Annotated in this window: 10 protein-coding genes; 9 read left to right on the forward strand and 1 reads right to left on the reverse strand. The window is 65.2% G+C overall.

Annotated features, from left to right (window positions below):
- Positions 1-117: 117 nt before the first annotated feature.
- From U9R80_RS10485 to U9R80_RS10510, 6 genes are all read left to right on the forward strand, one after another.
- Positions 118-1,203: an alkene reductase gene (locus U9R80_RS10485; protein WP_301839738.1), complete on the forward strand. Its 1,086-nt coding sequence runs from the start codon at positions 118-120 to the stop codon at positions 1,201-1,203.
- Positions 1,200-3,053: a long-chain-acyl-CoA synthetase gene (locus tag U9R80_RS10490; protein WP_301839737.1), complete on the forward strand. Its 1,854-nt coding sequence runs from the start codon at positions 1,200-1,202 to the stop codon at positions 3,051-3,053. The genes U9R80_RS10485 and U9R80_RS10490 overlap by 4 nt, the downstream gene beginning before the upstream one ends.
- Positions 3,046-4,131, forward strand: coding sequence for an MBL fold metallo-hydrolase (locus U9R80_RS10495; protein WP_301839736.1), 1,086 nt, complete (start codon positions 3,046-3,048; stop codon positions 4,129-4,131). Before U9R80_RS10490 ends, U9R80_RS10495 begins: the two co-directional genes overlap by 8 nt.
- A gap of 68 nt (positions 4,132-4,199) precedes the next feature.
- On the forward strand, positions 4,200-5,867 hold the full coding sequence (locus U9R80_RS10500; RefSeq protein ID WP_301839735.1) for a DUF1302 domain-containing protein: 1,668 nt from the start codon (positions 4,200-4,202) through the stop codon (positions 5,865-5,867).
- A gap of 95 nt (positions 5,868-5,962) precedes the next feature.
- Entirely contained in the window at positions 5,963-7,174 is a 1,212-nt protein-coding gene (locus U9R80_RS10505) for a thiolase family protein (protein WP_301839733.1), read from the forward strand.
- 5 nt (positions 7,175-7,179) lie between these two features.
- Positions 7,180-8,121 (forward strand): bifunctional OB-fold nucleic acid binding domain-containing protein/MaoC family dehydratase, encoded by a 942-nt coding sequence (locus U9R80_RS10510; RefSeq protein ID WP_301839732.1) that lies wholly within the window; start codon positions 7,180-7,182, stop codon positions 8,119-8,121.
- A gap of 6 nt (positions 8,122-8,127) precedes the next feature.
- Here U9R80_RS10510 and U9R80_RS10515 read toward each other — a convergent pair whose 3' ends face one another.
- Positions 8,128-8,583, reverse strand: a complete 456-nt coding sequence (locus tag U9R80_RS10515; protein ID WP_301839731.1) for an REP-associated tyrosine transposase — start codon at positions 8,581-8,583, stop codon at positions 8,128-8,130.
- A gap of 912 nt (positions 8,584-9,495) precedes the next feature.
- Here U9R80_RS10515 and U9R80_RS10520 point away from each other — a divergent pair.
- The 3 genes from U9R80_RS10520 to U9R80_RS10530 all read left to right on the forward strand — a co-directional run bounded on the left by U9R80_RS10520 (position 9,496) and on the right by U9R80_RS10530 (position 14,334).
- Positions 9,496-10,467 carry a WD40/YVTN/BNR-like repeat-containing protein gene (locus tag U9R80_RS10520; protein WP_301839729.1) on the forward strand — a complete coding sequence of 324 codons (972 nt, stop codon included), beginning with the start codon at positions 9,496-9,498 and terminating at the stop codon, positions 10,465-10,467.
- Between the two features lie 10 nt (positions 10,468-10,477).
- Entirely contained in the window at positions 10,478-12,895 is a 2,418-nt protein-coding gene (locus U9R80_RS10525; RefSeq protein WP_301839727.1) for an efflux RND transporter permease subunit, read from the forward strand.
- A 203-nt stretch (positions 12,896-13,098) separates the two neighbouring features.
- Positions 13,099-14,334, forward strand: a complete 1,236-nt coding sequence (locus U9R80_RS10530; protein WP_301839726.1) for a helix-turn-helix transcriptional regulator — start codon at positions 13,099-13,101, stop codon at positions 14,332-14,334.
- The last annotated feature ends 18 nt before the right edge of the window (positions 14,335-14,352 follow it).

A 14,352-nucleotide genomic window follows, 5' to 3' on the forward strand; every position in this document is an offset into this window, starting at 1 on the left:
GTTTCGTCTCGGCCGTAGGTCAATCATTCAGCCCATCTTCGGCGTTTCACCAATCCCTGCCGCCGTGCAGCGCGATTCTGGCACAGCCGGAAAATTCCAAGAAGTGAAGGAGCTGACATGAGCATCTTGTTCGAGCCGCTGCGCCTGGGCGACCTGCAACTGGCCAATCGCATCGTCATGGCGCCGATGACCCGCAGCCGTGCCGGCAGCGATGCGCTGCCGGGCGCCGAGATGGTCGAGTACTACCGCCAGCGTGCCAGTGCCGGGCTGATCGTGGCCGAAGGCACCGCGCCGTCGGCCAGCGGCCTGGGCTATTGCCGCACCCCGGCGATCTACAGCACTGAACAGATTGCCGCCTGGCGCCGGGTGACCGATGCCGTGCATGAGCGCGGTGGCCAGATCGTGCTGCAACTGATGCATGTGGGCCGCGCCGCCAGCCATCACAACAAGCCCCGTGGCGCGAGCACCGTGGCGCCGTCGGCGCTGCGGGCACACACCCGGCTGTTTACCGATGTCGCCGGGATGGTCGACACCGATGCGCCCCAGGCCCTGACCCTGGAAGGCATCAACACGGTGATCGGCGACTACCGACAGGCGGCGCTCAACGCCCGTGAAGCGGGTTTTGACGGTGTCGAACTGCACTGCACCAGCGGTTACCTGCCAATGCAGTTCATGGCCTCGGGCAGCAATCAGCGCGAGGACGCCTACGGCGGCAGCGCAGCCAACCGGGTAAGGTTCGTCAAGGAAGTGCTCGAGGCCATGGCCGCCGCCATCGGTGCCGGTCGGGTGGGTTACCGTCAATGCCCGGGCAACCCCTACAACGACATCAGCGATGCCAACCCGGCTGAAACCGCGACTGCCCTGTGCGCCGCCGTGGCGCCCCTGCGTCTGGCCTACCTGCACATCATGCGCTCGCCAGCGGCGGGCCTCGACGCCTTCGCCCTGGCCCGCCAGCACAGTGATTGCGGCCTGATCCTCAATGACGGGTTCGATGGGCCGTCGGCCCAGGCAGCGCTGGAGGCGGGCGAGGGGGATGCGGTGTCGTTCGGTCGTCACTTCATCGCCAACCCGGACCTGGTCGAGCGCCTTCAACAGGGCTTGCCGCTGGCCGGGTTCGACCGCCACACCCTCTACACCCCAGGTGCAAAGGGCTACTCGGATTACCCCGCGTACCAGGCCGCCACCCTGGAGGTGACGCCATGAGCCTGGCCCAACGGACGAGCCTGCCGAGCGCTGCGCCGGTGCCCCGCGAGCAGACCCAGGCGCTGCTTGATCGCCGCGCCAGCGCCAGTGGGCAGATCAAGCCACGGGACCTCTATACCCTGGCCGACCGCTTCGAGGAGCAGGTGCGCGAGTATGGCCAACGGCCCTTTCTGATCTATGCCGGCCAGCCGCTGACCTACGCGCAAGTCGATGCACAGGCCAACCAGATGGCCCATACCTTCTACGCCAAGGGCCTGCGCGCGGGGGATGTGTGCGCCTTGGCGATGGAAAACCGCCCGGCGTTCTTCTGCACCTGGTTCGGCCTGGTCAAGCTGGGGGTGGTGGTGGCGTTCATCAACACCCAAGTCACCGGCCGGGCGCTGTTGCATGCCCTGGACACCACCGGCGCCAAGGCCATGGTCGTGGGTGAGGAATGCCTGGCCAACCTGCAAGCCACCGATAACCTGCCCAACCTGGCCTACTGGCTGGTGCCCGATGCCGAGAACCCCTGGTCCGGCCTGCTGCCCAAGGGCGTGGATGGCCAGTTCGCCGCGCGCCTGCACAGCGCCCCGGCCACTACCTTCCCACGGGAGATGCGCGCCGCTATCGAGGCCCAGGCCACGACCCTGCTGATTTTTACCTCCGGCACCACCGGCTTGCCCAAGGCGGCGCGCTACAGCCACATGCGCTGGATGTCGTCGGGCGATGTGATGGAAGTGACGCTGCCGGCCACTTGCGAAGACGTGTTCTATTGCTGCCTGCCGCTGTACCACGGTGCGGCGGCCACCTCGGTGACCTCCACCGCGCTGCGTGCCGGCGCCAGCATCGTGGTGCGGCGCAAGTTCAGCGTGCGCGAATTCTGGAAGGACGTGCGCGAGCACCGCATCAGTGTGTTCCAGTACATCGGCGAGATCTGCCGCTACCTGCTCAACCAGCCGGTGAGTGCAGGTGAGCGTGAGCACAGCCTGCGCTGCATGCTCGGCGCCGGTCTGACGCCTGATTCGTGGCAGCGCTGGGTCGAACGCTTCGGGCCGCTGCAGATCTTCGAGGGCTGGGGCGCCACCGAGGCCAACGCCAACCTGATCAACGTCGACAACTACCCCGGTTCCTGCGGCCGAGTGCCGGACTGGAACCGCACCAACCTGCGCCTGGTGCGCTACGACGTCGAGAACGACTGCCACCCGCGTGACGCGCAAGGTTTCTATCAGGTGTGTGAAGTGGGCGAGGTGGGCGAGGCCATGGGCTTTATCGTCGACCACCCCGATATCGGCGGTGGACGCTTCGAGGGCTACACCTCGGCCGAGGCCAGCGAAAGCAAGATCCGTCGCAATGTCCTGCGCGAAGGCGATGCCTACTGGAGCTCGGGCGATTTGCTGCGCCAGGACGCCGATGGCTACTGCTACTTCGTCGACCGCATCGGCGACACCTTCCGCTGGAAGAGCGAGAACGTCTCGACCCAGGAAGTGGCCGATGCCCTGGGCGATTTCCCCGGCCTTGAGCTGATCAACATCTATGGCGTACAGGTGCCCGGCCATGAAGGCCGCGCCGGTATGGCGGCGGTGTTGATGCAGGCGGGGCAGGGCTTCGACCCCGAGGCGTTCTACGCCCTGACCGACAGCTGTCTGCCGCGCTATGCCGCCCCGGTGTTCGTGCGGGTCAGCGCTGCTGCCGACCTCACCAGCACCTTCAAACTGCGCAAGGTCGACCTGCAACGCCAGGGCTATTGCCCCGATGCATGCACCGACCCGCTGTTCATCCGCGACGAGCCGTCGCGCACCTATCAGCCATATTCGGCCGAGGTGCTGCAACGCGCCGGCCTTGCGCCGTTTGCAGGTGCCCATCATGGCTGACCTGGACGCCAGCGGCGCTGAACTGCGCGACGGCCTGCGCTACCCCTGGCCTCAGCCACCGGCCAGCGGCCAGGTGTGTGAGGTGGCCAGCGGGGTGTTCTGGCTGCGCATGCCACTCCCGTTTCGCCTCGACCACATCAACCTTTACCTGCTGCAGCACCAGGACGGCTGGGTGGTGGTCGATACCGGCATGAACACCGCGCAGACCCGTGAGGTCTGGGAGCAGGTGTTCAGCGAGGTGTTCCAGGGCCAGCCGGTGCAGGCGGTGATCTGCACCCACTTTCACAGTGACCACGCCGGTGTCGCGGCCTGGCTGACCGAGCGCTTCGAGTGCCCGCTCTACATGACCGCCGCGGAGTTCCAGTGGCTGCATGTTCAGGTGCCCTCGGACCAACCGCCGGCCTGGGCCTTCGTCGACTTCTACCGCAAGGCCGGGTTCAGCACCGAGCAGGCCGGCGAGTTTTTCGCGGCTGTCCAGGACAAGCACTTTCACCCCTTGCCCTGCACCGGCTTTCGCCGCCTGCGTCAGGGCAGTGAACTGCGCATCGGTGGTCGTAATTGGCAGGTGCTGATCGGTAACGGCCATTCGCCCGAGCACGCCTGCCTGTACAGCGCCGAGGACGGCCTGCTGATTTCCGGCGACCAGGTGCTGCCGCGCATCACCTCCACGGTCGGGGTGCAGGCCACCGAGCCCGAGGCCAATCCGCTGCGTGACTGGCTGGACTCGATCGAGCGGCTGCGGGCACTGCCCGACACCGTGCTGGTGCTGCCGGCCCACGAGCGTCCGTTTTTCAACCTGCACACGCGCCTGGATCAATTGGTGGCCCACCACCAGGGCCATTTGGCGCGAATGCAGGACAGCTGTGAGGCGCCGCGCGGCGCGCTCGAGCTGATGGCGGTGTTGTTTCCCAGGCTGTCAGGTCGCTTCGACGAACTGATGGCGCTGGGGGAAACCTTGGCGCATGCCAATTACCTCATGGCCGAAGGCGCCCTGGTGCGCGAGGAACACGGGGGGCTGCTGCGGTACCGGCAGGCCCCTGCGGGGGCCACGGCGCCCGACCCGCTGCGGGTGTTCTGAACAATCCGGCGTCACGGTCATGGTGAACAGTCCAGGCGGCCTTGGGGTTGCCCTTCAGGAGAGTCAGTGTGAATTACAAGAACAACAATAACTGTACTGGCCTAGGCACGCACGGTGTCCAGGCCGCCAGCCTGGCGGTGGCCGTGGCGCTGGCATCAATGCCTGCATGGTCGGGGGAAACCATCGAATTCGACAACGGCGCCACCATCGACTGGTCGGTGACCACCAGCTATGGCCTGGGCGTGCGCGTGGGCAAACCCAGCGACCGGCTGATGGGCATCAACGCCGACGACGCCAACCGCAACTTCAACCAGGGCAGCCTGACCACCAACCGCATCGGCGCGCTGGGCGAGATGATCCTGCGCAAGGACAACTACGGCGCCGTGGTGCGCGCCAGTACCTTCTACGACGATGTCTATCACCAGGGCAACGACAACGACTCGCCGCAAACCGTGAACAAGGACGGGCGCAACGACGAGTTCACCAGCCGCACCAAGTACTACAGCGGCGGCCGCACCCGCTTGCTCGACGCCTATGTGTTCGGCGGCTGGCGCTTCGAGAACGACACCATGCTCGACGCCAAGGCCGGCCGGCACATCGAGTCTTGGGGCGAGAGCCTGTACTACCCGGGCGTCAACGGCGTGCAGAACCCCTCCGATGCGGTCAAGGCGGCCCAGCCCGGGGTCGAGGTCAAGGAGATCCTCCTGCCGGTGGGGCAGTTCTCGGCGTCCTACCGGATCAACCCGCAAATCACCTTCGGCGCCTACGTGCAATACGAGTGGAAGGGCACCGAACTGCCGCCGGTGGGCAGCTATTTGTCGGGCAGCGACGTGATCGGCCCGGGCCGCGAGTTCATCCGTACCGCCAACGGCAACGTGCGCTACCAGGGCACCGACGAGCCACGCGACGATGGCCAGTGGGGCGTGCAGGTGCGCTACCGCCCGGTGCCGGCCATCGAGTTGTCGCTGTTTCACGTCAACTACCACGACAAGAACCCGGCCACCGCGCTGGTGGGCTACAACGCCGTGCCACTGGGCAATGGCCAGTTTGCCTTCGCCACCAACGGCTATCGCGTCGAGTACTTCGAGGACATCAAACTCACGGGCCTGAGCATGTCGACCAAGCTGGGCGATACCCAGATCGGTGCCGAGTGGTCGTACCGCGACGGTGCCCCGGTCATGGTCAACACCGGGCTCGGACCGGTGCCGGCCAAGGGCAAGGGCCAGCAGATTCAGCTGTCGGCCATGCGCATCCTCGGCGACCGGCCGTGGGCCAGCCAGACCACCCTGACCGCAGAAATCATTCACGTACGCGCCGACAGCGTCGACTCGGCCTCGGCCGCCCCGAACCTGCAAGGCGTCAACCTGCTGCCGTCACTGGCGCCGATGGTTGGAGAATCCGATGACTACACCTACAAGACCAGCTCAGCCTGGCGAAGCAAGGACTCCAGCGCCTACACCGTCGGTGCCTCGTTCAGTTATCCGGGGGTTTTCCAGGGCTGGGATCTGGAAGTGCCACTGCGATTCTCCAACGTGTTCAGTGGCGCATCACCCATGGCCGGCAGCATCGCCGGCGTTCAGGGCGACCGCCGCTACAGCGTCGGCACCACCTTCAAGTACCTGAGCAACCTGGAAGTGGCACTGACCATGATCGGCTACCTGGGCTCGCCAGACCCGGTCAAGCGGCCGATGGCTGACCGTGACTACGCCACCTTCTCAATGAAATACACCTTCTAACCCGGTAGGAGCGGGCTGGTCCCGCGATCGCGTTGTGTCAGGAAAAATGCGATCGCCGGGCAAGCCCGCTCCTGCCTAGACCACCCGGGGGACTTATGGGACTCAAAGGACACGCCGCGATTGTCGGCACCGCACAGTACAAACCGGAAAAATACGCCACCGCACCGCGTATGTTCCACCTCGAACAGGTCGCTGACCTGGCGGCCCAGGCCCTGCGCGATGCCGGCCTGCGCGCCGAAGATCTCGACGGGCTGGTGATCAACGGCCCGCACTTTCACGAAGCCTCGGTGTTCGTGCCGGCCATGGCCGCCGAATACCTGGGCCTGCAGCTGAACTTCGCCGAAGTGGTGGACCTGGGCGGCTGCACCGCAGCCGGCATGGTCTGGCGGGCGGCGGCGGCCATCGAGCTGGGCCTGTGCCAGGCGGTGCTCTGTGTGATGCCGGCCCGCATGGCGCCAATGGGCCCGGATGAAGACCCGAGCTGGATGGGCCGGGCCATGCGCTTTGGCGGGCACAGCACCGCCTATGGCGCGCCGGAGGCCGAATTCGACCTGCCGTATGGGCACATGGGCCAGAACACCGGCTACGCCATGATCGCCCAGCGCTACGCGGCCCAGTACGGTTACGACCCGCGGGCCATGGCCAAGATCGCCGTGGACCAGCGCACCAACGCCCAGTTCAACGACCAGGCGATGTTCTTCGGCCAGCCCCTGACCATCGAGCAGGTGCTGGCGAGCAAGAAAGTCGCCGATCCGTTGCATGTGCTGGAGATCGTCATGCCGGTGGCCGGCGGCGCGGCGTTGATCATCACCTCCCGCGAAGTGGCGGCGCGCGCCCGCAAGCGCCCGACGTACATCACAGGCTTTGGCGAGCACCTGGCGTTCAAGTCGCCGTCCTATGCCAAGGACATGGTCCACACCCCGATCGGCCCGGCCTCGCAGCGGGCCTTCGCCATGGCCGGGCTCAAGCCGCAGGACATGCACGCGGCGCAGATCTACGACTGCTACACCATCACCGCGCTGCTCACCCTGGAAGACGCAGGCTTCTGCGCCAAGGGCGAGGGCATGGCTTTTGTGCGCGAGCACGACCTGACCTGGCGCGGCGATTTCCCCATGAACACCCACGGTGGCCAGCTCAGCTTCGGCCAGGCCGGCTCGGCCGGGGGCATGTCCCAGGTGATCGAAGCGGTCACCCAGATTGCCGGCGCCGCCGGTGAACGCCAGCTATCGCGCTGCGACAACGTCTACGTCTCCGGAACCGGCGGCGTGATGAGCGAGCAGGGCGCATTGATTCTCCAGGGAGCCTGACGACCATGTCCAACAACAAACCCATGCCGCTGGCCACTGAAATTTCCGCGCCATTCTGGGAAGGGCTCAAGGCCCGCAGCGTGCTGATCCAGCAGTGCAACGCCTGCAGCCAGTGGATCTTCTACCCGCGTCGGCATTGCCCGGCCTGCCTGGCCCACGACCTGAGCTGGCGTGCCGTGAGTGGCGGCGCGACGCTGTACAGCTACACCGTGACGCGCATCGCCACCTTGCCTGACTTTGCCGACGAAATGCCGCAGAAGCTGGCGGTCGTCGAGCTGGACGAAGGGGTGCGGATCAATACCAACCTGGTGGGCCTGGAGGAAGACGAAATCCACATCGGCATGCGCCTGCAGCCGGTGTTCGCCGAAGTCGATGCCAAGGGCAACCGCCTGTTGCGCTTTACCGGCACCGACAAGAACGCGGCGGCCTTCGAGCCGTTCGCGGTGGAAGACAGCGCACCGAGTGCGGCGCCTGCGGCGGTGCGGCAGATTGCTGTGGATGATGCCGAGGGGTTGCAGGCGCTGGTCAGTGAGCAGTTCAGCGACTGGAGCAACAGCGTGCTGGTGGACCAGGCGCTGATTGACGCCTTTGCCCAGTTGTCGGGGGATGACTACTGGATTCACACCGATCCGCAGAAGGCCCGCTTGCAGAGCCCGTTTGGCGGCACCATCGCCCATGGCGCGCTGGTGCAGGTGCTGCAGTCGCGGATGAAACTGGCGCTGGGGTATGAGATCACCGGGTTCACCACCCAGATCAACTACGGTTCAGACCGGTTGCGCTTCCCGGCGCCGGTGCCGGCGGGGGCGCGCATTCATGCGCGGGCGCGGGTCAAGGCGGTGCAGGTGCAGCCTCGGGGTACGCAGTTGACCCTGGAGTTGCATACCCATGTGGTGGGGCAGGAGCGGCCTTCGGTGATCAATGATCTGGTGATTTTGTACCAGGCTTGATTGCACTCAAATCCAGGTGGCATCCCAGAGCGGATAGTCACCTGCCTTCCGAGCCAGCCCCGCCCGAATGGGGTTGGCGACGATGTAGCGGGCGATGTCCTGCACCTCTTCTGTACGAACCGCCCTGTCGTAAAATCCCTTTTGCCACATTCGCCCATGGCCGTTGGTCAATCGGTTGATGGACAGGCTACTTCTGGACTTTACCGTGCACATGACTTGGGAAAGACAGGGGGCCTGTAGCGTGAACAGCCAGTGGAAATGGTCCGGCATCACCACCCATGCCAACGAGCAGACCCATTGCTCTTCATGCGCCCGCCGCAGCTCCCTGACGAGCAAACGACCTGACGGGAACTCGCCCAGAACGGGTCGACGTCGATGGGTTACAACCGTTACCGAGTAGATCTGTCCTGGTTCCGAGTGACGTCCTGCCAACAGCCGATAACCGTTTGAATGAACAAGCATTCCATTGCCCTCAATTCACGTAATTGCACCTAATCACCGTAGGTCGCCGAATCACGCCTCGTTGCGTCGAACCGTGAGCGAGTATTTCCAAAGGAAGGGGTAGCCGCTGCCGAGGCATGAGGCTGCGATCGGCTGCGCAGCAGCCGCAAGAGGGTCGAGACACAATCAAATGCCGTGGCCGCTACGCGCCCAATCGCAGCCTGTCGGCAGCGGCTACGGGGTGTAGCCGCTGCCGAGGCACGAGGCTGCGATCGGCTGCGCAGCAGCCGCAAGAGGGTCGATACACAATCCAATGCCGTGGCCGCTACGCGCCCAATCGCAGCCTGTCGGCAGCGGCTACGGGTGTAGCCGCTGCCGAGGCACGAGGCTGCGATCGGCTGCGCAGCAGTCGTAAAAGGGTCGATACACAATCAAATGCCGTGGCCGCTACGCGCCCAATCGCAGCCTGTCGGCAGCGGCTACGGGGTGTAGCCGCTGCCGAGGCACGAGGCTGCGATCGGCTGCGCAGCAGTCGTAAAACGGTCGATACACAATCAAATGCCATGGCCGCTACGCGCCCAATCGCAGCCTGTCGGCAGCGGCTACGGGTGTAGCCGCTGCCGAGGTACGAGGCTGCGATCGGCTGCGCAGCAGCCGCAAGAGGGTCGATACACAATCAAATGCCGTGGCCGCTACGCGCCCAATCGCAGCCTGTCGGCAGCGGCTACAGGATCTGCTGGCGTAACGCTATAGGGCATTCATGCCTTTTTGTAAGCCGTTTGGACGATGTTTCCAAGCAGTCTTCCCGCGAGTATCGAGTGCAGGCAATGCCCCCTTCACGCCCCGCGCAGCCCGCACGGGAGCGGAGCAGAACAAGAGGATTGGCCGCATGAATGTCCGTGTGTTCCTGTGTCATGAAACGGAGCGACCCCTATGCGCTCGTTGATCGGTTACCTGGTGTGCCTGGTGGTCGCCGGCACTATCGCTTTCGCTTTCGCTCCCCGTACTGCCCCAGAACCGGTGGACGAACCCCTGCGCACCGACCGCGTGCAGATCAATGCCTTGCTCAAGCAGGGCGAGCATGTGCTGGCAGTCGGGGAGCGCGGCAGCATTCTGCGCAGTGTCGATCAGGGGGTGAGTTGGCAACCGGCCACCGTACAACCCCAACGCAATGCGGCGCTGACCGCCGTGGTCGATCTCGGCCAGCAGCGGTTGCTGGCGGTGGGCCACGATGGCTGGGTGCTGCGTTCAACCGACGGCGGCAGCCACTGGCAAGAGGTTCGCTACGACGACAGCCTCGGCGAGCCGCTGCTGGGCGCCTGGTCGGCCGGTGGCGAGCGGGTGCTGGCCTACGGCAGTTTCGGTAAGTTCTACCAGTCCGACGATGCCGGGCTCACCTGGCACACCCTGGCGCTGGATGTCGACAGCGCTCACCTCAATGGCATGGACGGCGGTGCCGACGGCCGGCGCATGCTGGTCGGCGAGCAGGGCCTGGTGCTGCGCAGCCGCGATGACGGCCAGCATTGGCAGACGCTGCCCGCTTTCTACAGCGGTTCGCTGTTCGGTGTGGTGCGCCTGAGCCCCGATCACTGGGTCAGCTACGGCATGCGTGGCCATGTGTTCGTCAGCCATGACTTCGGTGACAGCTGGACCCAGGTCAAGGTCGGCAATCAACTGCCGCTGTACGGCCATGTCCGTCTGCCCGACCAGGGCGGTCTGCTGATCGTCGGCGCCGGTGGTTCGCTGGTGCGGCTCGATGATCGGGGCCAGTTGGTCGGCGTCGGCCGCCTGGCCGGGCTCGGCACGTTGACCTCGGCGGTCATGCTCGGCTCGCGTTTGCTGGTAGGCGGCGAGCGTGGGGTGTTCCAGGATTCCGGTGGCAGCCTTGCCGCCCTTGGCAAGTGAGAGGCGGGCAATGAATCAAGCTAAAAGCTGGACGACGCGCAGTGTCGAGCGTATCGCCGATTATCTGATGGCATGGCGCAAGGGCCTGTTAGTGCTGTTCGTGCTGCTGACCCTGGGCCTGGGCTACAGCGCCACCCATACCCACCTGGACCCGGGCTTCAGCAAGCAGATTCCGGTGCGCCATGAGTTCATGGTCAATTTCCTGCGTTTCAGCCAGTACTTCACCGGCGCCAACCGCTTCCTGGTCAGCGTGCACTGGAAAGGCGAGGGCGACATCTATAACGCGCAGTTCCTCGATACCCTGCGCAAGGTCAGCGACGAGGTGTTCTTCATCTCCGGGGTCAACCGCGCCAGTGTCACCTCGTTGTTCACGGCCAACGTGCGCTACATCGAAATCACCGAAGAGGGCTTTTTCGGTGACGTGGTGGTACCGCCGCGTTTCGACGGCTCGCCCCGCGACCTTGCCCAGGTGCGCAGCAACGCCGCAGCCTCCGGGCAGATCGGCCGGCTGGTGGCCAACGACCTGAAATCGGCCATGGTCCGCGCCGACCTGCAAGACCTCGACCCGCAAACCGGCAAGCCGGTGGACTACGCCCTGGTCGCCCAGCGCCTGGAAGACATCCGCGCCAAGTACGGCAACGACCAGATCGAGATCAATATCGTCGGCTTCGCCAAGCTGGTGGGCGATGTGGTGGAAGGGCTGATGACGGTGATCGGTTTCTTCGTGGTGGCCTTTGTGATTACCGCTGTGCTGCTGTGGATCTACTCGCGCTCGTTGCGCCTGACCGTAGTAGCCCTGGTGGTGGCGTTGCTGCCGGTGGTCTGGCTGCTGGGCCTGCTGCCGTTGCTGGGCCTGGGCATCGACCCGATGTCGATCCTGGTGCCGTTCCTGATTTTCTCCATCGGCGTCTCCCACGCGGTGCAGATGACCAACGCCTGGAAGCAGGAGGTGATGGCCGGGCGCAATTCGGTGCAGGCGGCCCACGGGGCGTTCTGCAAGATCTTCATCCCCGGCTCCCTGGCCCTGCTGATGAATGCCCTGGGCTTTGCCGTGATCATGTTGATCGACATCCCGATCGTGCATGAGCTGGGGGTCACTGCCTGTATCGGGGTGATGCTGATGATCGCCACCAACAAACTGATGCTGCCGGTGATCATCGCCTACCTGCGCCTGGAGCCTTCGGTGCTGGCCCGGGCCAAAGCCGACGACGGTAGCCGCCATCGGCTGTGGTGGCGGCTGTCGGCGCTGGCCGAGCCCAAGCCTGCCCTGGGGGTGTTCGCCCTGAGCCTGTTGCTGCTGGCGGCGGGTGCCTACAAATCCCGCGACCTGGCCGTGGGCGACATCGGCACCGGGGCGCCGGAGCTGCGTGCCGATTCGCGCTACAACCTCGACAACCAGAAAATCGTCGACAGCTACTCCATCGGCCTGGACGTGCTCTCGGTGTTCGTCGAGGTCAACGGTATCGAGGAGGGGTGCCTGTCGCCTGCGGTGATGCGTGCCGTGGAAGCCTTCGATTTCCGCATGCGTGCGGTCAATGGCGTGCAGTCGGTGCAGAGTGTGGCCGGCAAGGGCAAGGTCGTGATTGCCGGCAACAACGAAGGCAACCCGCGCTGGGCGGCCATCCCGGGCTCGGCCCGCGGCTTGAGCCAGGGCGCCCGGGCCTACATGCCCGACGACGGCATGGTGACCGACGGCTGCCAGCAAATGGAGATCCTGGTGTTTCTGGCCGACCATGAAGGCGCCACCATCAGCCATGTGCTGGGCGAGGCGCAGCGCATCATCAAGCAGATAAGCACCCCGGAACTGACCTTCTACCTGGCCGGCGGCAACGTCGGGGTCATGGCGGCCTCCAACGAGGCGGTCAAGCATGCCGAGGTGTTCATGCTCGCCGCGCTGTTCGGTTCGGTGGCGCTGTTCTGCTGGCTGACCTTCCGCTCCTTGCGTGCCGTGCTGTGCATCCTGGTGCCGCTGGCGATCGTCGCGATCCTGTGCAATGCGCTGATGGCGATGCTGGGCATCGGCCTCAAGGTCGCCACCCTGCCGGTGATGGCTTTGGGTGTCGGTGTCGGGGTCGACTACGGCATTTACCTGTACGAGCGTATCCAGCACGAGATGGCCGCCGGTGCCGACCTGCGCGAGGCGTTCTACCAGGCCATGTGCCAGCGTGGCACGGCGGCGGTGTTCACCGCCCTGACCATGTCCATCGGGGTGATTACCTGGGCGTTCGCACCGCTCAAGTTCCAGGCCGACATGGGCGTGCTGCTGTCGTTCATGTTCCTGGTCAATGTGCTGGGGGCGATCTTCCTGTTGCCGGCCCTGGCGGCCTGGTTCAACCGTGGCCGACGACTGGTCGTGGCCAGGCCTGCAGCGAAGCAGGCGCCGCAAGGGGAGTACAGCCTGAAGTCGAGCCCGGCGGCGCGAAAATAAACATGGCTGGGCTACTTGTGGAGATGTTGGTGGCACTGGAGACTGGGAGCTCTTCGCGGGGCAAGCCCGCTCCTACAGGGGCCTTTCGCGGGGCTAGCCCGCTCCTACAGAGGTGGTGGTGGCGGGCTTGCCCGTGATCCCGGCCGAAATAATAAAAATAACAAGGGAAGGCCACCGGGCCTTACCCGAGCAAGGAGACGACTGTGGAAAATCCCGTGTTGACTCACGCTGCACTGGCCGAGCTGGGCCTGGACCTTGCCGGCTACGACCGCCTGGTTGGCGACATCTATGATGGCGCCCTCGATCCCAGGCCCATGGCGCACACCCTCGAGAACCTGCGCCAGGCGTTTCAGGCCAACTACGTGACCCTGATTTTGCGCGTTCCCGACCAGCCCGACATGGGCGTGATGATCGTCGCCGGCGACATCGAGGGCGAAGGCGAGGTCATCTACATGGCCTACCCCCAGGCCCATACGCCCTTCAGCGGTCAGCCGCTGGACCAGGTGGTCACCATCGACGACATCATGACCTCGGCGCAGTGGGAGCAGGACCCTTACTTCAAGATGTACTGCAGCCAGCAGAACGTCTACCACGTGATGGGCGTCGATATCTCCACCCCCGACAGCGGCAAACTGCGCTTTCGCGTGACCCGGGCCAAGACATCCCCCAACTTCTCGCTCAGTGATCGGGCACTGTGCGCAAGCTTCATTCCGCACCTTCGCCGGGCCCTGAACATTCATAACCTGCTCGATCGCAGCGAGTCGATCAGCGAGCTGTATGCCCAGGCCATCAGCCGCCTGTCGGTGGCCACCCTGGTGCTGGACGAGAGCGGCAGCGTGCTGCGGGTCAACCCCGTGGCGCAGAGCATCCTTGCCAGCGGCGATGGCCTGAAGCTAGTGGGCGGCCGCCTGGAGGCCACCTACCCGAGCGACAACCGCGAACTGCAGCGCCTGATCCGCTCGGCCTTCTCCGAAGATACCCTCAAGACCGCCGAGGCCATGTCGGTGACCCGGCCTTCGGGGCAGGTGAACCTGGGGCTGGTGGTCGAGCCCATTCCGTCCATGGACTGGGCCGACGAGAAGGGCAAGCCGGCGGCGCTGGTGTACATCCGCGATGCGGCGAGCAAGTCGCTGGCCAGCGAGGTGGTCACCAAGCAGCTGTTCAACCTGACCAAGGCCGAAACCGCCCTGGCCATGGAGCTGGCCAACGGCCTGTCGCTGGAGGAGGCCGCCGAGATTCTCAACATTCGCCGCAACACGGCCCGTGCGCACCTGCGCTCGATCTTCTCCAAGACCGGTGTGCGTCGCCAGACAGAGCTGGTGCGCATCCTGCTCAACAGCGTGGTGGCGCTGGGTAAGCCCCAGGCGACCCTTAAGGTCGCGGCAAAACCCAAGGTCCAGGTGCCCCCCTTGGCCCTGGCCAGCCGTCGCCAGGCGTAGTCCGCACGGACGATGCCG

The organism is Pseudomonas sp. JQ170C (assembly GCF_035581345.1).
Taxonomy (GTDB): domain Bacteria; phylum Pseudomonadota; class Gammaproteobacteria; order Pseudomonadales; family Pseudomonadaceae; genus Aquipseudomonas.